Annotated in this window: 24 protein-coding genes; 12 read left to right on the top strand and 12 right to left on the bottom strand. The window is 60.3% G+C overall.

Translation table 11 applies throughout. The features are described from left to right. Positions 1–66: 66 nt before the first annotated feature. Complete coding sequence (locus IE243_RS06265) at positions 67–789, bottom strand: Tim44/TimA family putative adaptor protein (RefSeq protein WP_191318479.1); 723 nt, start codon at positions 787–789, stop codon at positions 67–69. A gap of 341 nt (positions 790–1,130) precedes the next feature. On the opposite strand from IE243_RS06265, the gene secB reads away from it, so the two are divergent. Continuing rightward, entirely contained in the window at positions 1,131–1,616 is a 486-nt protein-coding gene (secB, locus tag IE243_RS06270) for a protein-export chaperone SecB (protein WP_191318480.1), read from the top strand. A gap of 110 nt (positions 1,617–1,726) precedes the next feature. Here secB and dnaQ read toward each other — a convergent pair whose 3' ends face one another. The 5 genes from dnaQ to IE243_RS06295 all read right to left on the bottom strand — a co-directional run bounded on the left by dnaQ (position 1,727) and on the right by IE243_RS06295 (position 5,569). Continuing rightward, a complete protein-coding gene (dnaQ, locus tag IE243_RS06275) occupies positions 1,727–2,464 on the bottom strand; it encodes a DNA polymerase III subunit epsilon (protein ID WP_191318481.1) in 738 nt (245 codons plus the stop codon). Positions 2,465–2,563: 99 nt separating this feature from the next. Then, positions 2,564–3,190, bottom strand: a complete 627-nt coding sequence (coaE, locus tag IE243_RS06280; RefSeq protein ID WP_191318482.1) for a dephospho-CoA kinase — start codon at positions 3,188–3,190, stop codon at positions 2,564–2,566. Then, complete coding sequence (locus tag IE243_RS06285) at positions 3,187–4,053, bottom strand: shikimate dehydrogenase (RefSeq protein ID WP_191318483.1); 867 nt, start codon at positions 4,051–4,053, stop codon at positions 3,187–3,189. Before IE243_RS06285 ends, coaE begins: the two co-directional genes overlap by 4 nt. A 3-nt stretch (positions 4,054–4,056) precedes the next feature. After that, positions 4,057–4,677: a Maf family protein gene (locus tag IE243_RS06290; protein ID WP_191318484.1), complete on the bottom strand. Its 621-nt coding sequence runs from the start codon at positions 4,675–4,677 to the stop codon at positions 4,057–4,059. Positions 4,678–4,690: 13 nt separating this feature from the next. After that, complete coding sequence (locus IE243_RS06295) at positions 4,691–5,569, bottom strand: pyruvate, water dikinase regulatory protein (RefSeq protein WP_191318485.1); 879 nt, start codon at positions 5,567–5,569, stop codon at positions 4,691–4,693. 466 nt (positions 5,570–6,035) lie between these two features. Between IE243_RS06295 and hemE the strand changes: the two genes are divergently transcribed. The 8 genes from hemE (at position 6,036) to IE243_RS06335 (ending at position 14,947) form a co-directional block, all read left to right on the top strand. Beyond that, entirely contained in the window at positions 6,036–7,082 is a 1,047-nt protein-coding gene (gene hemE, locus IE243_RS06300; RefSeq protein WP_244642851.1) for a uroporphyrinogen decarboxylase, read from the top strand. Continuing rightward, positions 7,045–7,524 (top strand): protoporphyrinogen oxidase HemJ, encoded by a 480-nt coding sequence (hemJ, locus tag IE243_RS06305; protein ID WP_308432021.1) that lies wholly within the window; start codon positions 7,045–7,047, stop codon positions 7,522–7,524. The genes hemE and hemJ overlap by 38 nt, the downstream gene beginning before the upstream one ends. A 238-nt stretch (positions 7,525–7,762) precedes the next feature. Continuing rightward, complete coding sequence (rho, locus tag IE243_RS06310) at positions 7,763–9,028, top strand: transcription termination factor Rho (RefSeq protein ID WP_191318486.1); 1,266 nt, start codon at positions 7,763–7,765, stop codon at positions 9,026–9,028. A 169-nt stretch (positions 9,029–9,197) separates the two neighbouring features. After that, positions 9,198–10,565 carry a tRNA uridine-5-carboxymethylaminomethyl(34) synthesis GTPase MnmE gene (gene mnmE, locus IE243_RS06315; protein WP_191318487.1) on the top strand — a complete coding sequence of 456 codons (1,368 nt, stop codon included), beginning with the start codon at positions 9,198–9,200 and terminating at the stop codon, positions 10,563–10,565. A gap of 62 nt (positions 10,566–10,627) precedes the next feature. After that, positions 10,628–12,499 (top strand): tRNA uridine-5-carboxymethylaminomethyl(34) synthesis enzyme MnmG, encoded by a 1,872-nt coding sequence (gene mnmG, locus IE243_RS06320; RefSeq protein ID WP_244642853.1) that lies wholly within the window; start codon positions 10,628–10,630, stop codon positions 12,497–12,499. Continuing rightward, on the top strand, positions 12,496–13,149 hold the full coding sequence (gene rsmG / locus IE243_RS06325) for a 16S rRNA (guanine(527)-N(7))-methyltransferase RsmG (RefSeq protein WP_191318488.1): 654 nt from the start codon (positions 12,496–12,498) through the stop codon (positions 13,147–13,149). Before mnmG ends, rsmG begins: the two co-directional genes overlap by 4 nt. Beyond that, the gene (locus tag IE243_RS06330) at positions 13,146–14,015 is read left to right on the top strand and encodes a ParA family protein (protein ID WP_280514579.1); all 870 of its coding nucleotides are present in this window, start codon (positions 13,146–13,148) and stop codon (positions 14,013–14,015) included. The genes rsmG and IE243_RS06330 overlap by 4 nt, the downstream gene beginning before the upstream one ends. A 47-nt stretch (positions 14,016–14,062) precedes the next feature. Beyond that, a complete protein-coding gene (locus IE243_RS06335) occupies positions 14,063–14,947 on the top strand; it encodes a ParB/RepB/Spo0J family partition protein (RefSeq protein WP_191318489.1) in 885 nt (294 codons plus the stop codon). Positions 14,948–15,022: 75 nt separating this feature from the next. Here IE243_RS06335 and holA read toward each other — a convergent pair whose 3' ends face one another. The 3 genes from holA to leuS all read right to left on the bottom strand — a co-directional run bounded on the left by holA (position 15,023) and on the right by leuS (position 19,394). Then, positions 15,023–16,051 (bottom strand): DNA polymerase III subunit delta, encoded by a 1,029-nt coding sequence (holA, locus tag IE243_RS06340; protein WP_191318490.1) that lies wholly within the window; start codon positions 16,049–16,051, stop codon positions 15,023–15,025. 165 nt (positions 16,052–16,216) lie between these two features. Continuing rightward, positions 16,217–16,777 carry an LPS assembly lipoprotein LptE gene (locus IE243_RS06345; protein WP_191318491.1) on the bottom strand — a complete coding sequence of 187 codons (561 nt, stop codon included), beginning with the start codon at positions 16,775–16,777 and terminating at the stop codon, positions 16,217–16,219. After that, on the bottom strand, positions 16,764–19,394 hold the full coding sequence (leuS, locus tag IE243_RS06350) for a leucine--tRNA ligase (protein WP_191318492.1): 2,631 nt from the start codon (positions 19,392–19,394) through the stop codon (positions 16,764–16,766). Before leuS ends, IE243_RS06345 begins: the two co-directional genes overlap by 14 nt. A 377-nt stretch (positions 19,395–19,771) precedes the next feature. Here leuS and IE243_RS06355 point away from each other — a divergent pair, with 377 nt between their 5' ends. Then, positions 19,772–20,467, top strand: a complete 696-nt coding sequence (locus tag IE243_RS06355; RefSeq protein WP_191318493.1) for a YggS family pyridoxal phosphate-dependent enzyme — start codon at positions 19,772–19,774, stop codon at positions 20,465–20,467. 103 nt (positions 20,468–20,570) lie between these two features. Here the strand turns inward: IE243_RS06355 and IE243_RS06360 are convergent, their stop codons facing one another. Beyond that, positions 20,571–21,101: a L,D-transpeptidase family protein gene (locus IE243_RS06360; protein ID WP_244642856.1), complete on the bottom strand. Its 531-nt coding sequence runs from the start codon at positions 21,099–21,101 to the stop codon at positions 20,571–20,573. Positions 21,102–21,214: 113 nt separating this feature from the next. Here IE243_RS06360 and IE243_RS06365 point away from each other — a divergent pair, with 113 nt between their 5' ends. Both IE243_RS06365 and IE243_RS06370 read left to right on the top strand, forming a co-directional pair. Continuing rightward, positions 21,215–21,901 carry a response regulator transcription factor gene (locus IE243_RS06365; protein WP_191318494.1) on the top strand — a complete coding sequence of 229 codons (687 nt, stop codon included), beginning with the start codon at positions 21,215–21,217 and terminating at the stop codon, positions 21,899–21,901. A gap of 71 nt (positions 21,902–21,972) precedes the next feature. Further along, positions 21,973–22,431: a Crp/Fnr family transcriptional regulator gene (locus tag IE243_RS06370; RefSeq protein WP_191318495.1), complete on the top strand. Its 459-nt coding sequence runs from the start codon at positions 21,973–21,975 to the stop codon at positions 22,429–22,431. Between the two features lie 114 nt (positions 22,432–22,545). Here the strand turns inward: IE243_RS06370 and xth are convergent, their stop codons facing one another. Together xth and IE243_RS06380 are read right to left on the bottom strand one after the other, a co-directional pair. Then, entirely contained in the window at positions 22,546–23,376 is an 831-nt protein-coding gene (xth, locus tag IE243_RS06375) for an exodeoxyribonuclease III (RefSeq protein WP_191318496.1), read from the bottom strand. 164 nt (positions 23,377–23,540) lie between these two features. Then, positions 23,541–24,098 carry an outer membrane lipoprotein carrier protein LolA gene (locus IE243_RS06380; RefSeq protein WP_191318497.1) on the bottom strand — a complete coding sequence of 186 codons (558 nt, stop codon included), beginning with the start codon at positions 24,096–24,098 and terminating at the stop codon, positions 23,541–23,543. Positions 24,099–24,414: the final 316 nt, after the last annotated feature.

Consider the following 24,414-nt stretch of genomic DNA (forward strand, 5'->3'; position numbering starts at 1 on the left):
ACCTGGAAACGCTCCCGACTCAATCCATCACGTCACCCAAAGCGGGGGTAACCAACCAGACGCCGCTCAACCGGCAGCTTCGGTCGCCACCAGCCGCCAGTTGGGGTCACGGCTGCCCAGGGTGCGGGCGAACGTCCAGACGTCGGTGACATCAACCAGGCCTTCCGGATCACCGTCAACAACCTCCCCTGCCCTGTTACGGGTGGCGGCGATCAGTTTCGAGGTGAAGCGCAATGTTAACTGGGCATTCTTGCCGTTGACCTCAGCGTCTGAGATCACCGGCTGGGAGATGGCGACAAATGTTGTTTCTGCCCGCTGCCCCTCCTTCTCGCGCTCAGCGATCACCCGTTCAAAGCCTTCATAGACCTCCTGCGACAGCAGCGATTTCAGGGTAATGCGATCACCCCGCGAAAATGCCAGAACGATGGTCTCATAGGCGGATTTGGCGCCTTCCAGAAATTGTTTGGCGTCAAACTGGGGCTCAGCCGAAGCGATGCTGTCCAGGGCGGCGGCTATGGGCGTGTCCTTTTCAGCGATCCCCATCCAGCGCTCAGCAGATGGCTGGCTGGCGGGCGCCGCCGTGCCGCTGCCAGGCAAATGGATAACATTGCCGCCGCCATCCGGCTGCGAGATCTTCTCATCGGGTTTCGCCGCGTCCTTCCGGGAAAACGGATCGTAGGGCGGACGTTCGCTGCCCGTGCGCTGGCCGAGCACCGATCTCAGTTTCCAGATGATGAAAACCGCCAGGGCCAGAAAGATAATGGTAAGCGGGTCGAACGAATCCTGCATGGTCCCTGGAAGCCTGTAAAAAATAGCCAGTAAGAACCGCCGCTGGCCACGTCAGGCGCTACCCGCGGCGGACTGCTTTCAGACGTGGCGGGCGATATCGGTAACCGCCAGAACCACGTGTTTGCGAATGCTCCGGATAATATGGTGTGCTATCCTCCAACATCTAGCCTTTTCATCATTCCGACGACGGACAGGCAGCGCTTGTATGGGAGCCTGTTCCATGTTAGCGCGCCGCTTCCGCCCGCATGGCGTCATGGCTTCTGACGTCCGTCACGAATCATTCGCCGACAGATAACCGGCGACGCCGAGTATACGCGACGCATCCTGGAGAGGATCCTTTCATGTCAGACACGTCTGTAAACGGCGGCCCGCAGCCGCAAGACGGCGCTCCGCTGCTTAACGGCCTGGCGCAGTACACCCGCGACCTGTCGTTCGAGAACCCGAACGCGCCACGGTCGCTGACTCCCCAGGAGAAGGCCCCGCAGATCTCCATTCAGGTCAATGTCGGCGCCCAGCAACTGTCGGAAACAGACTTCGAAGTCGAGCTCAAGCTCGAGGGCAACGCCAAGATCGACAACGACACCCTGTTCGCCTTCGACCTGACCTATTGCGGCATCTTCCGCGCCCAGAACATCCCGGCGGAAGACCTGCATCCGGTCATCATGATCGAGTGCCCGCGCCTGCTGTTCCCGTTCGCCCGCCAGATTGTTGCTGACGCTGTGCGCGGCGGCGGTTTCCCGCCGCTGTATGTCGATCCGATCGACTTCGCCGCCCTGTACAGGGAACGCGCCCAACAGTTCGCCGAGCCCCCGGCGCAAGCCCAGTAAGACAGGCGTCTTTCAGGCCAGACAAAAAGGGCGGTGACTGGATCACCGCCCTTTTTGTTTGCCGTAAAAATCTGACGCCTGACTGCGGACTTGCCTGTCAGCTTACCCGGTCAATTTTCTGTCGCTCCACCATCGAGCTGGATATAGTCCAGCCAGATTGCCTTGTCCTTCATGCTGGCGACCAGGGCCCGGTGCGCCGCCAGATCATCTTCCGCCAGAAGGGAGGGCAACGGTGCGCTGCGCACCAGAATCTCCGTTTCCGAAACTGTCGTCTGGACAACAACCTTCGCGCGGGGCGACGCCTCGGCGACGCTCAGATCCAGACCTGTCTGCCGGCCGCCGCGCAGTTCCAGATACACTTCCGCCAGAATTTCTGCGTCGAGCAAGGCGCCGTGCTTTGTGCGCCGGCTATTATCGATGCCGTAGCGCGAGCAGAGGCCGTCCAGAGAATTGTTTGCGCCTGGATGCTTGCGACGGGCTATAAACAGCGTGTCGACAATCCGCCCCCTGTCGAGCTCGGGAATGCCGAGACGGGCAAATTCAGCATTGATGAAATTCACGTCGAACTGGGCATTATGAGCAACCAGCGGCGCATCGCCAATAAAGGCGCGAAACTCATCCGCCACAGACGCGAAAACCGGCTTGTCTGACAAAAACTCAGCGCTCAGTCCATGAACGGCGAACGCTTCGGCGGGCATGTCGCGCTGTGGGTTGATGTAGCAATGAAAGGTGTTGCCTGTCGGAAGATGATCAAGAATTTCGACGCAGCCGATCTCTACAACGCGATCGCCCTTGTTGGGGTCAACGCCCGTGGTTTCCGTATCGAAAACGATCTCCCTGAGCTTCAAGGCTGATCTCCGGTTGGCTAACGTTCATTGGCGGCAACCGCGCGGACATTCTCTCCGCGCCTGCAAGTTACCTTCGCGGCGGCGACCTGCCAGCAAAATTCAAGCGGCGGCCAGCAGCTGTTTTGCGGCCACGCCTTCACGCCCGGCGATGGCTTTGAGGATATCAGCCACCTGACGCCGCGCATGGTCGAAGCCATGGCCCGTGTCGATGATGAAATGGGCCCTGCGGCGTTTTTCAGCATCGGGCATCTGTTTCACGTGAATCATTTCAAATTTTTCAGCTGTCATGCCTGGACGCGCCAGAACGCGCTCGCGCTGCACTTCCGGATCGGCGCTGACCACAGCCACGGCATCGCAACGCCGCTCGCCGCCCGTCTCGAACAGCAGCGGCACATCCATAACGAGCACCGCGATATGCGCCTCAACGGCCTGCTGGACCAGATCAAACTGATGCTGGCGCAACAAGGGATGAACAATGCCCTCGAGACGCTTGAGCGCAGCGGGATCGCCCAGAACCGCTGCGGAGAGCCGATCACGATTCACAACGCCATTTTCATCGGCGACGCCCGGAAACGCCGCTTCAACCAGAGGCGTCGCCGGGCCGGCATAGATGGCGTGCACCGCCGCATCTGCGTCGTACACCCATGCGCCCATCTCGCGGAACATGGCCGAGGTAGCCGACTTGCCCATGCCAATGGAGCCGGTGAGTCCGAGAATGAAGGTCATGCCGCGCTCCTGTTCATGTCGTCGATAACCAATTGCCGAAGTTCGTCCGTTACCTGCGGCTTCTGACCAAACCAGCGGGCAAAGCCGGGCGCTGCCTGATGCAGCAGCATGCCGAGGCCATCGACCACCGGATTTCCACGCTGCCGGGCCGTACGCAACAGGTCTGTTTCCAGCGGCGCATAAACGATGTCGTGCACCACAGCCTGGATGGGCAGCGCCTCCAGGGAGAGGTCCAGCGCCGGTTGGCCGGTCATGCCCAGCGATGTTGTGTTGACAAGGATGGTGGCGCCATTCAGCGCGCCGGAGCGCTCCGCCCAGTCAACCGGAACCAACCTTCGCGCACCTTGTGGCTGCAAGTCTTCAGCCAGTTGCCGAGCGCGGGACGGGGAACGGTTGACGATGTCGATTTCATGAAAACCACGCGTCAACAACCCATAGATGATGGCGCGCGCAGCGCCGCCGGCGCCAAGAACTATCGCTTTTTCCGGCTTGCAGTCCCATCCAGGGCTACGTTCATCGAGATTGGCGAGAAAGCCGGTAACATCGGTATTGTCGCCCCAGACCTTGCCATTGTCTTCCCATACCGTGTTGACGGCGCCCAACCGCTGCGCTGTTTCGGTGAGGACGTCGACATGGCGCGCAACTGTCTCCTTGTGAGGAACAGTGACGTTGCCACCCCGGAGGTTGCCAGCGCGCACCTCCTGCAAAAATGCTTCGACCTCGCCAGTGGCCACCCTGCGACGGTCATAGACTCCTGTAATTCCCAGGCGCTCCAGCCAGTGACCATGAATCAGCGGTGATCGTGAATGGGAGATCGGGTCGCCGATAACGCATGCCCGCGCAACATTGTCTGCCTGTCCCACGCTTTACTCCGCCAGATAGCCCGCCGCCCGCAGATGGCCCATCAGGGGCAATAGCGGCAGGCCGAGAATGGTGAAATGATCGCCATCAATGCGATCGAACAGCTGAGAACCGAGACCCTCAAGCTGGTAGCCGCCAACGCTGGTCATGACCTTGCGGCCAACGGCCGTCACGTAAGCGTCAATGAATTCCGGGCCAAGACGGCGCATGGTCAACTCCGCCGATGACTGGGTTTCCGCCACCAGACCGCCGTCCTTTACGAGCGCCGCAGCGGAATGGAGATGATGGGCACGGCCGGAAAATGCCGCCAGATGCTCCCTGCCCTCCGCCACATTGGCTGGCTTGTCATATTGCCGGCCCTCGCACGCCAGGGTCTGGTCGGCTCCAAGCACCAGCCGTCCCGGATAGCGGGCCGATACTTCCATGGCTTTGGCCCGCGCCAGCAATGCCGCGACGGTCGCCGCCGCGGCGCCGGCGCGGCGCGCGGCGTCATCCACGTTCCGCTCGTCAATCATGGCCGGGCTGGTCTCGACAGGGATACCCGCCGCTTCCAGCATCCCGCGACGGGTAGCGCTACCGGACGCCAGCACCAGCGGCATGTCAGCAAGCCAGAGTCCCCTGGTCATGTCTTCCCTCTTGTCATGATGTCGTCCGGCCTGTTGCCGCTCCCTGCCCCCGGGCTTCCCACGAGCTGGTCTGACGCATCCTGTGATCGCGATACAGGTCCATGATAGCCGCTGCAGTCTCTTCGATTGACCGCCGCGTGACGTCAATTACCGGCCAGCGGTTCCTTGCGCAGATACGGCGGGTATCGGTGATCTCGGCGGCGACGGCGTCCTCATCCACATAGGATGAACTGTCGGACGCGTTCAGGCTGAGCAAACGGTTCTGACGAATCTGGACAATGCGCTCGGCGCTGGCCACCAATCCCACGACCAGCGGTCCGCGGAACTCGGTCATGCCATGGGGAACCGGAACGCCCGGCACATAGGGCACATTGGCGGTTTTGACGCCACGGTTGGCCAGATAGATGCTTGTCGGCGTTTTGGAGGTTCTGCTGACGCCGAACAGGATGACATCGGCGTCAGCAAGACCACTGACCAGCTGACCGTCATCATGCATCATCGTATAGTTCATGGCGTCGATGCGTTTGAAATAGTCGGCGTTGAGGGTGTGCTGGGCGCCGGGACGCCCGCGTGAGGCCGCGCCAAGATAGGCTTCGAACATGTTCACAACCGGCGATAGCACCGAGAGACAGGGCGAACCGGTTTCCAGGCAAACCTTTTCCACCTCCAGCGCCAGATCCGGGTCTACCAGGGTGTACAGCACCATGCCTGGCGCTGCCTGAATCCCTTCAGTGACGCGTTCCAGCTGGGAGCGTGAGCGCACCAGTGGGTAAACATGCTCGATCGCCGATATGCCGTCGTACTGGGCTGAAACTGCCCGCGCCACCGCGATGAGAGTCTCCCCGGTTGAATCCGATATCAGGTGAAGATGGAAAAAGCTCCGGCTGCCCAATTGACTGCTCCCGATCCCGATGGCGGCGACATTGTGACCGCGCCGGCAGCGCCACGCCACAGCAATCTTCAACGCCAACGACTGGCCGGAGCCTGTGGCGCCGGGTCCCTGCCCCCTTCAGGCGGGGACAGATGTGGACGCCTGTGCATGAACGGCCACTTTTGTCAGACATCCTGACGGTCGCGTGAATCCATGCACGTCCTTCTCAACACGAGCCGGCCTGTGAGTGGAATCCCCCCAGCGAACGCCGAAGGTGCATAACTTTGCCCGGAAGCCGCCACAATTATTAACGGACCGTTAACGCGCTTGCGTTCACGAAGCATTAACCATTTGTCCGGTCGAGGCGGCTTTGGACCGAGGGCTGGGGATGGTATGTGGACGGGATTGGGTAGGGGAAATCCCCCGCCTAAAAAGAAAAAACAGATTCAAAGATTCATATCTCTCTTTTTAAAGGACCGCTGTGCGCATGGGACAGGACGCATCGCTCTTCATGCAGGCATTGTCGGGAACAAAGACCCAGCGGCCGCCGCTCTGGCTCATGCGACAGGCAGGGCGCTACCTGCCTGAGTATCGGGCGACCCGGGCCAGCGCGGGCAGCTTTCTCGACCTCTGCTACAATCCGGCGCTGGCCGCCGAGGTCACCATGCAGCCGATCCGTCGCTTTGGTTTCGATGCTGCAATCCTGTTCAGCGACATCCTCGTGATCCCCCATGCGCTCGGGCAGAATGTCTGGTTTGCGGAGGGGGAGGGTCCCCGCCTTGATCCCGTAACCAACAATAGCGGATTGCTGGCGCTGGGTGCTCCCGGGAATCTCGGCAAACTCGATCCGGTTATCGAGACGGTCGTACGTGTCAGGAAGCAGCTGCAGGAAGAAACCGGCGGAGCGACTGCGCTGATTGGCTTCTGTGGGGCGCCATGGACCGTCGCCAGCTATATGATTGCCGGCAAGGGCACGCCGGATCAGGCGCCTGTCAGATTGATCGCCTATCAGGACCCTGCCTTCTTGCAGGCGATGATCGACCTTCTCGTGGAAGCGTCGACCACCTACCTCGTCGCCCAGATTGATGCTGGCGCTCAGGCCGTGCAGATTTTTGAGAGTTTTGGCGGCGCCTTGCCTCCGGCGCTGTTCCAGCGTTGGTGCTACGAGCCGGTTACGCGAATAATCCGCAGCGTGAAGGCGCAGCGGCCACAGGCGAGAGTCATCGTGTTTGCTCGTGGTGTCGGCCACAATCTGATGGCGTTTGGGGGCGTGGCTGAAGTCGACGCGCTGGGTCTGGATTGGGGCGTGGACGTGAACTGGGCTGCGCGGGCTCTACAGCCGATGAAAACGGTGCAGGGCAATCTGGATCCCCTGGCGCTGATGGCAGGTGGAGAGGCGCTGGCAGAGGGCGTCAGGCGTATCCTTGGCGCGCTGTCCGATGGTCCACATATTTTCAATCTTGGCCACGGCATCCAACCGACAACGCCGGTGGCGCATGTTGAGGAACTCGTTCGCCTGGTCAGGGGCGCCTGATACGGAGCTTGCCGTGCTGTATCTCTGGATCAAGACGCTCCATATAGCTGCGGTCATCTCGTGGATGGCCGGCATGCTGTATCTGCCGCGCCTGTTCGTCTACCACGCTGATGCACAGCGCAACGGGGAAGCTTCGACAACATTCCGGGTGATGGAACGCCGGCTGTTGAAGGGCATCATGAACCCGGCGGCTGCGGTGTCAGTCTTGGCTGGCGCATGGCTCGCCTGGGACGCCGGGCTGTGGCGTGACGGATGGTTTCACGCAAAAGTTGCATTAGTTATTCTACTGCTCGTTTTTCATATATTTCTGTCCCGTCAGGCGCGGGCATTTCAGGAGGACCGTAACCGTCACTCCAGCCGGTTTTATCGCCTCATCAATGAAATTCCGGCGGTGCTGATGCTCGGCATTGTCGCCCTTGTCGTCATCAAACCATGGCTTTGAGGCATCGGGATGGGCTTGTTATCGTTGAGGCATTGCGCTATGCATAGCCTCCCCTCCAATCCGTGTGGCGTGTGAGTGAGTACCGGTTTCACGGGAAATCCAGCGCATCCGGGCCATCCGAACTGTTGCGTCCTGGCTTGATGTTCGCCAGTCAGAGCGTATGCGCCATCTGGCGGTGGTCTATTCTTCCTTCCATTAAGAACTCCATCCGGAGTTGTAATTCGTGAGAGATTCCCCCATGCGGGAGATCAAGCTTCAGGATCTCAAATCCAAAACCCCTACTGAATTGCTTGCTTCCGCGGAGGAGCTTCAGGTCGAGAATGCATCGATCATGCGCAAGCAGGAGCTGATGTTTGCCATCCTGAAGCAACTGGCCGCGCAGGAAACCGATATCATCGGGGAAGGCGTCGTAGAGGTTCTTCAGGACGGATTTGGCTTCCTGCGCTCGCCGGATTCGAACTATCTTCCAGGACCCGACGACATTTACATCTCGCCATCGCAGATCCGGCGTTTTGGTTTGCGGACTGGCGATACCGTCGAAGGCCCAATCCGCGGGCCGAAAGAGGGGGAGCGCTATTTTGCGCTTCTCAAGGTCAACACGATCAATTTCGAGGATCCGGAGAAGATCCGGCACAAGGTCCATTTCGACAACCTGACGCCGCTGTACCCTTCTGAGCGTCTGCGTCTCGAAATTGAAGATCCAACCCGCAAGGACTATTCAGCGCGGATCATCGATATCGTCTCGCCCATAGGCAAAGGTCAGCGCGGTCTCATCGTGGCGCCGCCTCGTACCGGTAAAACGGTGCTGCTGCAGAATGTGGCGCAGGCTATCACCACGAACCATCCGGAATGCTATCTGATCGTACTGCTCATCGACGAGCGGCCTGAAGAGGTCACAGATATGCAGCGTTCGGTGAATGGCGAGGTAATCTCCTCGACATTCGATGAACCTGCCGCCCGCCACGTTCAGGTCGCAGAAATGGTGATCGAGAAGGCCAAGCGGCTGGTTGAGCATGGCCGGGACGTTGTCATCCTGCTGGACTCAATCACCAGGCTCGGCCGCGCCTACAATACGGTTGTGCCGTCATCCGGAAAAGTGCTGACCGGTGGCGTAGACGCCAACGCTCTGCAACGTCCGAAGCGGTTTTTCGGCGCCGCCCGTAATATCGAGGAAGGCGGGTCTTTGACGATCATCGCCACCGCGCTTATTGATACCGGCAGCCGGATGGATGAAGTGATCTTCGAAGAGTTTAAAGGAACTGGTAATTCGGAAATCATTCTTGACCGGAAGGTTTCTGACAAGCGCGTGTTCCCGGCGATCGATATTACCCGCTCAGGCACACGTAAGGAGGAGCTGCTTGTTCCCGCCGACGTCCTGAAGAAGATGTATGTGCTGCGCCGCATTCTGAATCCGATGGGCACGGTGGACGCCATTGAGTTCCTGCTCGACAAGTTACGCCAGACAAAGTCAAACTCGGATTTCTTCGATTCGATGAATACCTGAAACGCGGGTCTATGATTCACGTGAAACAACGCCAGGCCCCGGCCTGGCGTTTTTGTATCCAGACGGGGAACTGTGCTGTGGATCGCCGCTTCGGCTGTAGGGCATGTGTTGGTGTCCTGCTGGAACTGCGAATGATTCACGTGAAACAGGGCGTTATGAAAGCGCTGCCATGAAGTTCACATACGGCTCTGATGCTGACACGATATATGCGCCAGCTACTCCGGTTGGGCGAAGCGCACTGGCCATTGTCAGAGTATCTGGTCCTCAGACACAGCAGGTTTTTTTGCAGCTGTGTGGGCGCATTCCCGAGTCGCGCAAAGCCACCCTCTCGACCCTGAGGGACCGGACGGGGGTTCCGATTGATCAGGCCCTTGTACTCTACTTCCCGGGCGCGAGCAGTCCGACCGGTGAGGAAGCGGGTGAGTTTCATCTACACGGCAATATGCTTCTGGTCGACGCGTTTGCGCTTGAGCTTGAGCATTTGGGTCTCCGGCTCGCGCAGCCCGGAGAGTTCACGCGGCGAGCTGTCCTGGCAGGAAAGCTTGATCTGACCCAGGCCGAGGCGCTGGCCGACCTGGTTGAAGCGGAAACGACAGCCCAACGACGCCAGGCAGTATCTCAGCTTTATGGGGCCTTGGGCGATCCCGTACTGAGGTGGCGCAATAGGCTGCTTGATGCGCTTTCCCTGATTGAGGCGGACATCGATTTCTCTGACGAAGATGACGTCGGTGAGGGACTGTTTATGTCGGCACTGACAATCGCCTCCCAAGTGAGTGACGAAATTCAGACAGTGCTGAGAGATCGCGGAATTGGGGAGCGTGTGCGCGACGGCTTTCGGGTGGTCATCGCTGGTCCGCCGAATGCCGGAAAATCGACGCTCCTCAATTGCCTCGCTGGCCGGGATGTGGCGATTGTCACCGACATTCCTGGCACGACGCGAGATGTTCTCGAAGTTCGTCTTGATCTGGGTGGATTGCCGGTTCGGCTGTTTGATACCGCCGGTCTGCATGAATCAGGTGACGTTGTCGAGCAAATCGGCATGGCCCGAGCCAATGACCAGCTGGATGCTGCCGACGTGGTTCTTTGGTTGAAGCCCGCCGTAGGTCCGGATTCTGACCAGTCTCGAATTCCGCCGCCCCTGGTAGCCAAAGTTATTCACGTTCTGACCAAGGTCGATCGGCTTGGGGCCGGGGAGGCTACAATACAGGGGACTGGTGCTGACGTTGCTGTTTCGGCGGTTAGCGGAGCTGGCGTTGATGCGCTGGTTTTGGCCATACAGCAGGCGTTGCCCGTTAGCAGTGTCAATGAAGGAATGGCCATTACACGGCGTCGACATCGGGAAGCGCTTACTGCCGCTGTGGCCGCTCTTTGCCGGTTGCCACAAGGCACGGAAGAAAACCCAACGGATTGGACAGAGCTGGTTCTGTGGGCAGAGGATCTTCGCCAGGCCGTGTTCCATGTTGGTTGCATAACCGGTCACGCGCGCCCAGATGACGTGCTCGACCGGATTTTTACAGCTTTCTGCATTGGCAAGTGATAGAACTTCATCAGTGTTTGAGTCTGTTGGTTTTACGTGTTTCACGTGAAACAGGAGTTATCGTGAGTTCGATTTCCTACGATGTCCTGGTAATTGGCGGCGGACATGCTGGCGCCGAGGCAGCGGCGGCTTCCGCGCGTGTTGGCGCCAGGACTGCAATTATTACGTTAGCGGACGACAATATCGGCGTTATGTCCTGCAATCCGGCTATAGGCGGATTAGGGAAAGGGCACCTTGTCCGTGAAATTGATGCACTGGATGGCCTGATGGGGTTGGCTGCTGACCTCGGTGGTATCCAGTTTCGGGTTTTGAACAGGCGTAAGGGTCCTGCTGTTCGCGGACCTCGCGCTCAGGCGGACCGGAAGTTGTACGCTCGGGCTGTACGGTCGCTGCTTGGCACCTATGGGTCAAATCTTGATATCCTGGTTGGAGAGGCAAGCCAGCTTGTGCTTCGGGATGGGCGCATTGCTGGCGTGCAACTGGCTGATGGACGATTTCTTCGTTGCGAGGCCTGTATCCTGACAACTGGCACATTCCTGAACGGACGCATCCATATTGGCGGGGAAAAGCATGCGGCTGGTCGGATAGGCGAGCAGCCATCTGTCGCACTGTCTGGAAGCCTGCGTGCTCTGGGATTGTCGTTAGGGCGTCTGAAAACTGGCACGCCAGCCCGGATAGATACGAACTCGATTGCCTGGCATAAGCTCGATATGCAGGAAGGCGATACGCCCCCAGAGCCGTTCTCAGAATTGACGGATTCCATTTGTAATCCCCAGGTCGCCTGTGGGGTTACCCGTACAAATGCAAGAACCCATGAGCTTATTCGGGATAACTTGCATCGCGCGCCGATGTACTCCGGTGATATCGTCGGCCGGGGTCCGAGATACTGCCCCTCAATTGAGGACAAGGTCGTTCGGTTTGGCGATCGCGAAAGTCATCAGGTTTTTCTTGAACCGGAAGGGCTGGATAGTCCTCTGGTTTATCCAAACGGTATATCCACATCGCTTCCTGGAGATGTGCAGGAGGCCTTTATCCGGACGATGGAGGGGCTTGAGCAGGCGCGGATTGTCCGACCCGGCTATGCCGTGGAGTATGACTTTGTCGATCCACGATCCCTGGATTCCAGCTTGGCGGTTCGATCGGTTCCGGGTCTCTATCTTGCAGGACAGATCAACGGGACGACCGGCTATGAGGAGGCGGCGGCGCAGGGGCTTGTTGCTGGCATCAACGCTGCCCGGTTTGGCGGCGGGCTGGATCCGATCCAGTTTGACCGCAGTCGCTCATATATTGGCGTGTTGATCGATGACCTTGTGACGAACGGGGTCACGGAGCCGTATCGCATGTTTACTTCGCGGGCAGAGTACCGCCTGAGTTTGCGCGCGGATAATGCGGACGAGCGGCTTACCTCGTTTGGCCTCTCCATTGGTTGTGTCGGAACTGTTAGGGCGGGGCGCTTTACCGAGAAGCAGAAGCTTTTGGATGAGCTCAGACAAATTCTGAGCACGGCGACCCTGACTCCAAACGAAGCCGAACAGATTGGCATTCGGGTCAACCGCGACGGAATTCGTCGAAGTGCAATGGAGTTGTTGTCCCGGCCTGATTGTTCGTTTGAACAAATTGCAGCGGTCGATCCACGTCTTTCTTCAGCGTCAGAGGCATCGCGTGAGCGGCTGAAAACCGATGCTACCTACGCTGTTTACCTCGATCGGCAGCAGGCCGATATTTCCGCCTTCAGACGCTCGGAAGCGGTTATCATTCCCCGTGAGATGAGCTTTTCCATTCCCGGCCTTTCAGCGGAAATTCAGGCCAAGCTTGATGCTGTGAAACCGGAGACAGTCGGTCAGGCTGCGAGAATCGAAGGCATAACCCCAGCGGCGCTAACGTTGCTATCGGCCATGGTGAGAAAGTTTACATCCCAGAGGTCAATCGCATGAGCTCAGTTCATCCAGCTGGGCGACCGGATCTTGAGGTTCTAGGCGCCCTTGGAATTGTTTCACGTGAAACGATAGCCAGGTTCGGCATATATGTTGATGAGCTGTTTCGATGGCAGAAGGCCAAGAACCTGGTCAGCAACTCGACGCTTCAGGATGTCTGGCGGCGCCACGTGATCGATTCAGCGCAACTGTTTACGCTTGCTCCCGACGCCCGTCGCTGGCTCGATCTGGGCTCTGGAGGCGGAGCGCCAGGCGTGATGCTGGGCATTTTGCTCGCCGAAGCAGGGGGGCATATTCATCTTGTGGAAGCCAACGCCCGAAAGTGCGCCTTTCTGCGTCATGTCATCAGGATGACCGGGGCCTCAGCTACGGTTCATCAAAAGCGGGTTGAAGCCTGCATTGGCGACTTCGTTGGCGTCACCGATGTGGTGACCGCCCGCGCGTTGGCGCCGCTTTCACAGCTCATCGACTGGTCCAAAGACGTGTTGAGAAGTGGCGCTATCGCGCTGTTTCCAAAGGGACAAGATGTTGTGTCGGAGTTGACCCAAGCATCCATATCCTGGAGTATGGAGCACGAATTGATCACGAGTCGGACAGACAGTGCGGCGCGGGTTGTGCGGATCAGGTCAATCAGGGAAACGACGCCATGACGACGGTTGTCTCGGATAAACCGGCTTCCAATCAGTCTGATGAGGTTGCCGCTGGATCCATCGTCCGATCATTGCCGCGCGTCTTGGCTCTGGCAAACCAGAAGGGTGGGGTTGGCAAGACAACGACTGCGATCAATCTTGGCACAGCGCTGGCTGCTATCGGTGAGCGCGTTCTGATCGTTGATCTGGATCCCCAAGGTAATGCTTCTACAGGCCTAGGAATTGATGTTCCAGCCCGTCGGCTGTCGACATATGACGTGCTTATGGATGGCGTTTCCCTTGCTGAGTGTGCGCAGGAAACCGTCGTTCCAGGGCTTTGGGTGGCTCCCTCCACGTTGGACCTGCTTGGCGTCGAGCTTGGCATCGCTGCAGAACGGGACCGCGCCCAGCGTTTGAAGAATGCCATTGCTGCGATGGTGGCCGCTGATGGAGTTGAGGCGTTTACCTACGTTCTGGTTGATTGCCCCCCATCGTTCAATCTGCTGACGATCAATGCTCTGACTGCGTCAGATGCGGTTGTGGTTCCCCTCCAGTGTGAGTTTTTTGCATTGGAGGGCTTGAGCCAGTTGCTCAAAACTGTCGAGCAGGTGAAGGCGGCGCTCAATCCGCGCCTTGGTATTCATGGCGTTGTTCTGACCATGTTCGATCCCCGGAACAATCTGTCTAACCAGGTGGTTGACGATGTTCGACGCTATATGGGGCATAAGGTCTATGACACTGTGATCCCGCGCAACGTGCGGGTGTCAGAGGCGCCGTCGCACGGCAAGCCGGCGTTGCTGTATGATTTCAAGTGCGCGGGCTCCCAGGCGTATCTCAAGCTGGCCTCCGAGGTCATTGCGCGCGAACGCATGATCCGGGCCGCCTGAGCGCCCGTCTTTCAGTTGGTGGTTTGACATATTACAGGACGGCGGAAATGGCTGATGAACCTCGCCCGCGGCTCGGCCGTGGTCTGGCGGCGCTGATCGGCGAGGCCAGCAATGATGTTGCTTTGGGTGAGGTCAGTGGCGTGCGCGGACAGCGTCGGGTCGCCATTGAATTTGTGCGCCCCAACCCGCGCAACCCGCGACGGAATTTTGCCGAAAGCGATCTGGAAGAACTGGCTGCTTCGATTGCTGAGCGCGGCGTTATTCAGCCTGTGGTTGTGCGGCAACTACCGAACTTGCCCGATGTCTTTGAGCTGATCGCGGGTGAGCGTCGTTGGCGCGCCGCGCAGCGCGCTGGATTGACCGATATTCCGGTTGTTGTCATCGAGGCCGACGACAAGCTGTCGCTGGAACTGGCTATCGTTGAGAATGTTCAGCGCTCCGATCTGAATCCTATCGAGGAAGCGATGGGCTACGATCAACTCATGCAGGATTTCAGCTATACCCAGAATGATCTTGCCAAGATTATTGGCAAGAGCCGGAGTCATGTCGCGAACACATTGCGGCTGCTGAAACTGCCGGATTCCATTCAGAAACTGGTTAACAACGGTGATCTCACTGCTGGGCACGCCAGGGCGTTGCTGGCGGTCGCGGACCCGGAAGCGGTAGCCCAGAAGATCATCGAAAATGGTCTGAACGTGCGTGAAGCTGAACGCATCGCGCAAGAGGAAGCCGATCAGGCTGCGGACACGGCTCCCGCACGGTCCCGCGCCCGGGCGCCCAAGGATGCCGATACACGGGCGCTCGAAAAGGTTCTTGAGGACGTTCTGGGTGCGCGGGTGCGCATTTCCCACAACGGCGACAATGGCGAATTGCGTCTGCGCTACAGCTCGCTGCAGCAGCTGGACATGATCTGTCAACGTTTGCGGGGGTGAACAGGGCGGAAGCGATCTGTTCCGCAGATTTTGCACCTTGCCAGGCCGATCTGAAGCGGCTGAAAAAGCCGCTCTTCAGTTTCGGGTGCGGTGGCGCGCTGCGCGCATGGCGACCGCCCACATCGACACGCGCGCAATCTCATGCCGCATCTGCGCGTTTTGCCGACATCTCGCAATAGCCTGGCCCAGGTCGCCCGTAACAGAAAGCAGATCCCGGGCAGGCCAGATGTGCAGCTGACGCTCAATCGCGTCCTTTCGTTTGAAGTGAAGGCGCATCCTGTCAAGCGTCTGGCCGGCTGGGGCGCCGCGCTCGATCTGGGTGCGGGCGGACAGCAACATCAGGCTGTGTCTGAGGAGGAAACCCACCAGAACTCCAGGATCGTTGCCATCGGCGAACAGACGCCCGCTATTCATGTCGAGCCGCGGGATGTCACCAAGGAATGTGGCGTCGACGAGGGAATCGATGGCCAGTGAAGCGGCGTCGCCACAAATTGCATCGACATCCTCGATGGTCACGACGCCTGCCCCGCGTGCATAGAGCGCCAGCTTCTCGACCTCATTGCGCGTGGTTTGCCTGTCGGCCCCGAGGAGCGACAGAAGGTGAACGCGTGCATCGCCTTGCAGACGAAGTTCATGGTTGGCCATAACGTCGTCCACAAGGGCCGCGAGCTCACGCGGCCCGTCCGGGTAGCAGGGGATGGCCAAAGCCGCCCTGGAGCGCTCGCAGAGCGTTCTGAGAGGCGACGTTCGAGCCAGATCACCTGCCTGCACGATGATCAGGGCGTCCGGAGGCGGCGTATCAAGCACCGGCTTCAAAGCCGGAGCGATATTCTTTGAGCCGGCGCGAACAACGATGGCGCGCTTGCCGCCAAACAGGCTGATGGTGTTGGCTTCATCAGCCAGCCGCATGGGGTCAGCCGTTACTACCTCGCCATCCAGACGCACCAGGCGAAACGGATCATCGTCGTCTTTGATGACGAGGGCGGTCAGCTTGCCGACACGCTCCGCTACCAGGCCTGCGTCAGGCCCATAGACCAGCACCGCAGCGACATCTGGCGTGCGATTCAGAAGGGCGTTGATATCAGCTGGCTTGACAGCAACCATGTGTACCTGCTTGCCGGATCAGCATTCCGGGCTAACTGGCCCTGTTCTGATCGGCTTGTGCAAATCCGCGTCGCCGGCATCTGGCGTACGAGCCGAAGGAACGCGCCAGCCGGACGGGTTGGCGCGCTCCTCTTTTGAAATTCATCCAGATCCCCCTGACTACTCTCAGGGTCGCGAGACGAACCAACCGGCGAGCTTGGTTTGCAACTGCTCGGCGAGAACCTTTGACGCCCGGATTTCAGCATCGCGCGCCGCGCGCAGATTGGAATAGCGTTGCGGCGTGCGGTCATAACCGGCCGAGGCGCTGGCGCTGCCTTCTGCGAGCACCTTCGTGGAACCGCCCTCAATCAGCTTGTAGTTGGCCTTGATGCGCAGGATCGCGGCCACGGCCTGACCTGTGGTCTGGTTCACCGACGATGTCAGCACCTCCTGGCTCAGATCCAGTTCAAGCCGGTAAGCCTTGGCGGCCGGGCGTCCGCTTCCGTTCAGGTTGAAGCGCAGCTCCTGCTCCACATAATGGGCAAGGCGTTCCTGGGAGGTTTTCGGCAGGACCACCACGTCCACGGATGCCAGCTGGTCGGCTACGTTATGGCCCGTAGGCGAGGTCCCGTACAGCGGCCGGAAACAGCCGCCCAGGGCCAGGGATACGCCAACTGCCAGCAATGGCAGCACACGCGCCGGCTGAAGGCGGCTGCGAACCGTACGTCCACTATCAGATGACGACATTCACGATCCTCTGCGGCACGATGATGATCTTCTTCACGGCGGCTTCGCCGATAGCCCGCTTCACGCTGTCCGCCGCAAGCGCAGCTTGCTCGATGGTAACGCGGTCCGCGTCGCGGGCAACGGTGATGTCAGCGCGCCGCTTGCCGTTCACCTGAACCGGCAGGGTTATCTCATCTTCCACCAACATGGCCGGATCGTGAACGGGCCATGATGCTGTCGCCACCAGCCCCCCATGACCCAGCGCCTGCCAGCAGCTTTCTGCAAGGTGCGGCATCATCGGCGCGAGCAACTGAATAAGGACGGTGTTGGCTTCGCGCAGTGCATTGATGACATCAGCCGAGCCGTCCTCCGCTTCCGATGCGCTGTTGATGGCGCCCTGGATGGCGTTGGCCAGCTCATAGATCTGGGCGACGCAGCGATTGAAGCGCAGCTTCTCGACGTCGTCACTGACCGTAGCGATAGCATGGTGGGCGGCTTTGCGAAGGATCCTGGCCACCGGGGAAGAGGCTGCGCCCGTTCCGGCCTCCAGCGAGGCGACTTCCTGAGTGATGCGCCAGACGCGCTGGATAAAGCGCCACGCGCCCTGGACGCCCTCGTCGGTCCAGATCACGTCGCGCTCGGGCGGCGAGTCTGAAAGCATGAACCAGCGGGCCGTATCGGCGCCATAGGCGGCGATAATGTCGTCAGGATCGACCGTGTTCTTCTTCGACTTGGACATTTTCTCGATCGGTCCGATCGAGACTGGTTCGCCAGTTTTCACGTGAACCGCGTGACGATCGGAGCCAGAGCCTTCGATGCGGACGTCGCCAGGTTCGGTCCACGCGCCGCTGGCGTCACGATAGGTCTCGTGCACCACCATTCCCTGTGTGAACAGGCCGGTGAATGGCTCGTCCAGATCAACGTGTCCCGTTTCCTTCATCGCGCGAGTGAAGAAGCGTGAATACAGCAGGTGCAGAATGGCGTGCTCGACGCCGCCAATATACTGGTCAACCGGCATGAACCTGGCGACGGCCGTCGCGCTCGTGGGCGCGCCAGCGTTCCACGGATCGGTGAAGCGGGCGAAATACCAGGACGAGTCGACAAAGGTGTCCATGGTGTCGGTTTCACGACGGGCAGGCGCGCCGCAGTGCGGACAGTCGACTTTCCCCCATGTGGGGTGCCGGTCGAGTGGATTGCCCGGCTTGTCGAAGCTCACATCTTCCGGCAGCGTCACCGGCAATTGATCGACTGGAACCGGCACTACGCCGCAGGCGTCGCAGTGGATCATCGGGATCGGGCAGCCCCAGTAACGCTGACGGGAAATGCCCCAGTCTCGCAGGCGGAAGTTGGTCTTCCGCTCGCCCATTGGCGCCCCATCGAGTTGCGCAGTCTCCAGGCGGCGGGCGACGTCCTCATAAGCGTCACGAGCCGACATGCCGTCGAGGAAGCGCGAATTGATCAACCGGCCTTCACCGTCATAGGCTTCATCGCCAATGATAAATGTAGCCGGATCAACATCAGGCGGGCAAACGACAGGCGTGACCGGAAGGTCGTGAGCGCGGGCAAAATCCAGGTCGCGCTGATCATGGGCGGGGCAGCCGAAAATGGCGCCTGTTCCGTATTCGAGCAGGACGAAATTGGCTACATAAACCGGCAATGTCCACTCGGGATCAAACGGGTGGGCGACGCGAAGGCCAGTGTCAAAGCCGCGCTTCTCCGCCCTGTCGATCGCCTCCTGGGCGGTGCCTGTCCTTCGGATATCTTCGATAAAGCCAGCCAGGGCCGGATTCTGCGCCGCCAGCGCCTTCGCCAGCGGATGGTCAGCGGCGATGCCTATGAACGAAGCGCCGAACAGCGTATCCGGGCGGGTGGTGTAAACCTTCAGATCACGCTGATCTTCCGCGCCGGGCGTCGCCGCGGCGTTGGCGATGGCGAAGCGCACCAGCAGGCCTTCCGAGCGGCCGATCCAGTTGCGCTGCATGATGCGCACCTTTTCGGGCCAGCGGTCCAGGCTATCGAGAGCAGTATCAAGTTGGTCGGCAAACTTTGTAATGCGCAAGAACCATTGCGTCAGCTCGCGCTGCTCCACGACGGCTCCGGAGCGCCAGCCGCGACCATCGATGACCTGCTCATTGGCCAGTACGGTGTGATCGACCGGGTCCCAGTTGACCTTGGCGGTTTTGCGATCGACCAGGCCAGCCTTGTAAAAGTCGATGAACAGGCGCTGCTGATGTTTGTAATAGGCCGGATCGCAGGTGGCGAACTCCCGCGCCCAGTCCAGCGACAGACCAATCGGCTTCAGCTGATTGCGCATGCTGGCGATGTTGGCCCAGGTCCATTCGCCGGGATGCACCTTGTTCTGCATGGCGGCGTTTTCGGCCGGCATGCCGAAAGCGTCCCAACCCATCGGATGCAGCACGGAGAAACCTTTGGCGCGCTTGTAACGCGCCAGCACATCGCCCAGGGTGTAGTTCCGAACGTGGCCCATATGGATGCGCCCGGACGGGTAGGGGAACATCTCCAGCACGTAGTACGCCGGGCGGCCGTCGTCATTGGACGTTGAGAAGAGCTTCTTCTCTTCCCAGGCTGCCTGCCAGCGTGGTTCGGTTTCCTTCGGGTTGTAGCGCTCGCGCGTCATCTTGCAGCCTGGTCCAGTTCATCATCTGCCGGATGACGGCGTCCCGCCCCGGCAAGCGCCCACGGGCGCTCGGGTCAAACTGGCGCGGACTAGGACACGATTGCCGGCAGGGGTCAATGCGGCGCGGGCGCAAGGCAATGACCGGCGCGCCATGGATAGCCTGGCGGCGTCCGCCGGGCCGCGCCGTTCGACATCCGTGCGAGCGTCGGAGACGCATATATTTCCCTCCCTGGCCGGGCTGATGTACGAAGGGCGTCGCGTTCCCGTACACGCCCGGATGTTCGGGAGGGCCCTCATTTTCCGCGACCTGTCGCAAATCCGGGCGCAGGCCGCCTGCGCTTCTGCGGCGTCCGCCCTGACCAGGCCAGAGATTGTTCATGAACGCTGCAACGCCAACCTCCGCCCCTCTCCAGTCTGCTGGCGCGCGCCTGGCCGCCGTCCGCCACGCGTGCGACCGCGCGGCGGCGGAGAGCGGCCGGAAGGGGGGAGACGTCACCCTGATCTGCGTCTCGAAAACCTTCGGGTCGGAGGAGATCGCGCCGGTGCTGGAAGCTGGGCATCGTGTGTTCGGAGAAAACCGCGTCCAGGAAGCCAGTGGCAAATGGCCAGCGCTCCAGGAACGGTTTGGCGGCGTTTCCCTTCACCTGATCGGCCCCCTGCAGAGCAACAAGGTTCGGGAAGCTGTCGCGTTGTTTGACGTCATTCATACCCTGGACCGGCCGAGCCTTGCGGAGGCGCTGGCCCGGGAAATCGACCGGACGGGCCGCAAGCCGGAGCTGTTCATTCAGGTGAACACGGGCGAGGAGCCGCAGAAGGCCGGCGTAACGCCCGCTGACGCAGATGACTTCATTGCCCGTTGCAGGGGAGAGTTTGGCCTGGAGATCATCGGGCTGATGTGCATCCCGCCGGTTCAGGACCCGCCCAGCCCGCATTTCGCTCTGCTTGGCAAGATCGCAGCGCGGAATGGTCTGTCCCGGCTGTCAATGGGCATGAGCGGCGATTTCGAGCAGGCGATCATGCTCGGCGCCACGCACGTTCGCGTTGGCAGCGCCATCTTTGGGTCCAGGGCCTGAGTGTTTTCACACGGGGCCATGTATCCCCAGCTGATTCGCGAAAATGTGAACATTCCCCCGTCGCCATTGGATTTTGTGGCTGTCGCCGCCCCCGATGCGTAAATTATCGGATCTCGATTACCGTTTCGGGCGATATCAGGCGCAGCAACAGGCGCAGATCGCGCGGACGCAGGGCGACGCATCCCTGGGTGGGCGACCGCCCAGGGTGCATCAGATGAATGAACACGGCGCTGCCTCTTCCCTGGATGCGCGGACGCAGGTTGTGGTCGATTTCCACAACGAGATCATAGAGATGATCTTCCCGCCACATGTGTTCGCAACCATATTTGCAGGGCAGTTTGACGTGACGGTTGTAGGCTCCGGCTCCGGCGGAGTCGCACCAGCCGTCCGTCCGCCGCAGTGGGGCGACAGGGAGGGTGGTAATGGGTCTCTTAACCCGATCGGCCCGGTAGAATATCTTGCGGGCGCGGAAGCGTCCCTGGGGCGTTACGCCGTCACCTTCAGTTTTCAGCGCCTGAGGCCGCAGGCCGCTTCGGCCGATTACGCATGGAAAGCGCATGAAACCTGCAATCAGGGTTGCGCTTTTGGGATTACCTGGAGTTTGATAAACAACGACGCGCGTAATTTTTTTCATGCTGGACGTCTTGAGTAGCAACAGCCGCAGTCTGGCTGACCTGCGGGCCAGATGTTGCCTGAAGGTCGCCACCTGGTCTACCTGTGGGCTGGCGCCGTCTGGGAGAGAATCGCTTGAGCCATCGTAGCCACATTCTCATCGTCGATGACGAGAAGGATTTGCGGGACACCCTGTCGGAGCAGTTATTGCTCAATGACGAGTTTACCGTGGAGGGCGCCGAAACGGCCAGCGCCGCAATCGAACGGGTCAGGGACCGTCGTGTCGATCTGGTCGTCATGGATCTGGGGCTTCCCGACATGGACGGCCGTGACGCCGTCAAGGTGATGCGCCAGAACGGGTTCAAGAGCCCGATTATCGTGCTCACCGGCTATGACACCGACACGGACACGGTGTTGAGCCTTGACGCCGGGGCCAATGATTTCGTTGTCAAACCGTTCAAGTTCGCCGTGCTGCTGGCGCGCATCAGGGCCCAGTTGCGACAGCATGAGGCCAGCGAAGACGCGGTTTTTACCATCGGACCCTATACCTTCCGGCCGAGCGCCAAGCTGTTGGTCAACAGCCGCGGCTCCAAGCTGAAGCTGACTGAAAAAGAGACGGCGATCCTGCGGTTCCTGTATCGCGCTGACCGCAAGGTTGTGAGCCGCGAAACCCTGCTTCAGGAAGTGTGGGGGTACAATGCGACCGTGACCACGCACACCCTGGAAACCCACATCTACCGTTTGCGTCAGAAAATTGAGGAAGACCCGGCGCGGGCGCGGATTCTCGTGACCGAAGCCGGGGGGTACAGGCTGGCGCCATAGTGGCGATGTGGGAGAATGACCACCTCGCCAGTCGCTGTGGCGGTTTCAGGAAGCAGGCGGGCTGGTAGCTGATGTCACTGGACCAGGATGTCGCCGTATTGGCGCGAATGCCTGCACTGCGTGGTTTTGAGCCGGACGCCCTGCGTTTGCTGGCGTTCGCGGCGACCCACGCCACGTTTCAGCCCGGCGACCTGCTGTTCGAGGCGGGCGCCGTCGCCGAGGGCGCCGTCGCCATCCTCTCCGGTCGTGTGATCCTTGCAGATCTGGCCCTCGATATCCGCGCTGAGGCTGGACCTGGCGATCTGCTCGACGAAATGGCCATGTATGTGGACACCGAGCGCGCCGTGCGGGCCGAGGCCGTGGAAACAGCCACAGTGATGGTGTTGCCCCGCGACATGGTGCGGCGCGTGCTGGTCGAATTTCCGGCGTCGGCGGCTGCAGTCAGGGACAGCCTGTCAGGCCGTCTCGACCAGCTGTCGGATGAGATCGGCCAGATCGGCCAGCGTCTGGGGAAACTGGACGCGGAATAGGGCGCATCCAGCAATGTGATATTGATTTGTGCGCCTGGAGCGCGAGCAGCGCCCCCGGCGCCTCACTTCTGAAGAGCGTGAGAAAAGCCTGTTTCAAAATGAGCGGATTTGGCTTCAGGCCGCCGCTTGCTGAACCGCTTCCAGATTGAGCCGCACCGTGACGGGCACATGATCCGATGGTCGCTCCCAGCTTCGCGCATCCCTGGAAATCACGAAATCCTCCAGGCCTGCGGCGACGCCTGGCGATAGCCAGATGTGATCCAGCCGGCGGCCACGATCATTCACCGTATGATCTTTCGAGCGGTAGCTCCACCAGGTAAAAATTTTCTCGGGCTCGGGCGCCAGTTTGCGGACGGCGTCGACAAAACCTGCCGTTGCCCGGATGTTTTCCAGCGCTTCGGTTTCGATTGGCGTGTGACTCACGACGTTGAGTAGCGCCTTGTGATTCCAGACGTCGGTGACGTAAGGCGCGACGTTCAGGTCGCCCACCAGGATGCTGTTGCGCCGGGCCGGCTGGTCAGCGTCAGTCCAGGCCAGCATTTCCCCCAGAAAATCAAGCTTGTGGCGAAATTTCGGATTAAGCTCCGGGTCCGGAACATCGCCGCCGGCCGGGACGTAGAAATTGTGAATTTCCAGGTCTGCGCACTGCGACGGCAGACGCACCGAGATATGACGGCAGTCATTCTGGCCGCAGAATGCCTTCACGTCCGTTCGCACGAACGGGATGCGCGAGAGAATGGCCACCCCATGGTAGCCCTTCTGACCATTGACAGCGATGTGCCCGTAACCACGTTGCCGGAATACGGAGCTCGGAAACTGCTCGTCAGGGCATTTGGTTTCCTGAAGGCAGACGATGTCCGGATTACATGCCTCGATGTGGCGGATGACCTGATCGGCGCGCAGCCGCACCGAGTTGATGTTCCAGGTGGTAACGGAAAGCGGCACAGCTGCTCCGGCAGTTCAGGACGTCAGCAGCGGTTTCCGGTTCAGTTGCGCTGATCTGGACGTTAAACCTCAGGGATCGCCCGCATGTAGAGCAAGTGGCCGCTGAAGGGAATTGTTAATGGCGGCGGACGCGCTCACACTACGCTGTGGCGCTCCTATCAGGCTCACCGCCGCGATTCCTGAATGTTGTAGAGCGCCACCGTGGTCCGGTAGCCTTGCGGGTCAACAATATTCCACTGCTTGAGCTGGTTGGCGCGGGAATCGAAGATCAGGGTGATCTGCGATGTGCCGCCCAGCGTCGAGGAATCGGACAGCGCCACCCGCACGATGCCGTCGGCGTCGGTCGCCACATTCAGCAATTTTGTATCGCTGGCGAGGTTGATGCGATCCTTCAGCAGGAACTTCAGCGGCGTCTGGCTGATGGAATAAACGTCATTGGTGCGCAGTTTGCTGTCACGCACCGCGACGGATTTGCCATCCGCCACCACTTCGAGGGTGCTGGGCGGATCATACTTGAACACCAGCTGGCCCGGGCGCCGCACATAAAGCGAGCCTTCAGCCTTCTGGCCTTGGGCATTGTGCTGAATGAAGCGCGCCTGAATCGCCTCATAGCTGTTGAGCCATTCATTGACCCGCGCCAGAGCCTCGGCAGACGAGGTGGGAACGGGATTTGCGCCCGTGCGCGTCGCTGCTTTCGCGGCCTCCGCAGCGGCAGCCTGCACGCCCGGACGCAGCGGCGTAGCCGCGGGCGCGCCGGCGGTTGCTGGCGCGGCGCCCTGGAGATTGGCGGGCCGCTTCGGTGGCAGGGGAGCCGTTGCCTGAGGAGAATCCGGCTGCGGCGCAGCCGGGGATGTTGTCGCCTGGACCGGCGTCGGGGCGGCCGCGGGTTTGGCAGCCGCCGGATTCTGCGGTTTCGGTTTACCAGGTGCTGTCGCTGGCTGCGTCTTGCCCGGCGCGGTCAGGGAAGCGGGTGGGGGCGCGACCGGGAGACGTTCTTCCTGAGGCGCAACCTGCTTGCCAAAGCCCGGTTTGAAAGGG

This window comes from Camelimonas fluminis (assembly GCF_014656355.1).
In the GTDB taxonomy this organism is placed as follows: domain Bacteria; phylum Pseudomonadota; class Alphaproteobacteria; order Rhizobiales; family Beijerinckiaceae; genus Camelimonas; species Camelimonas fluminis.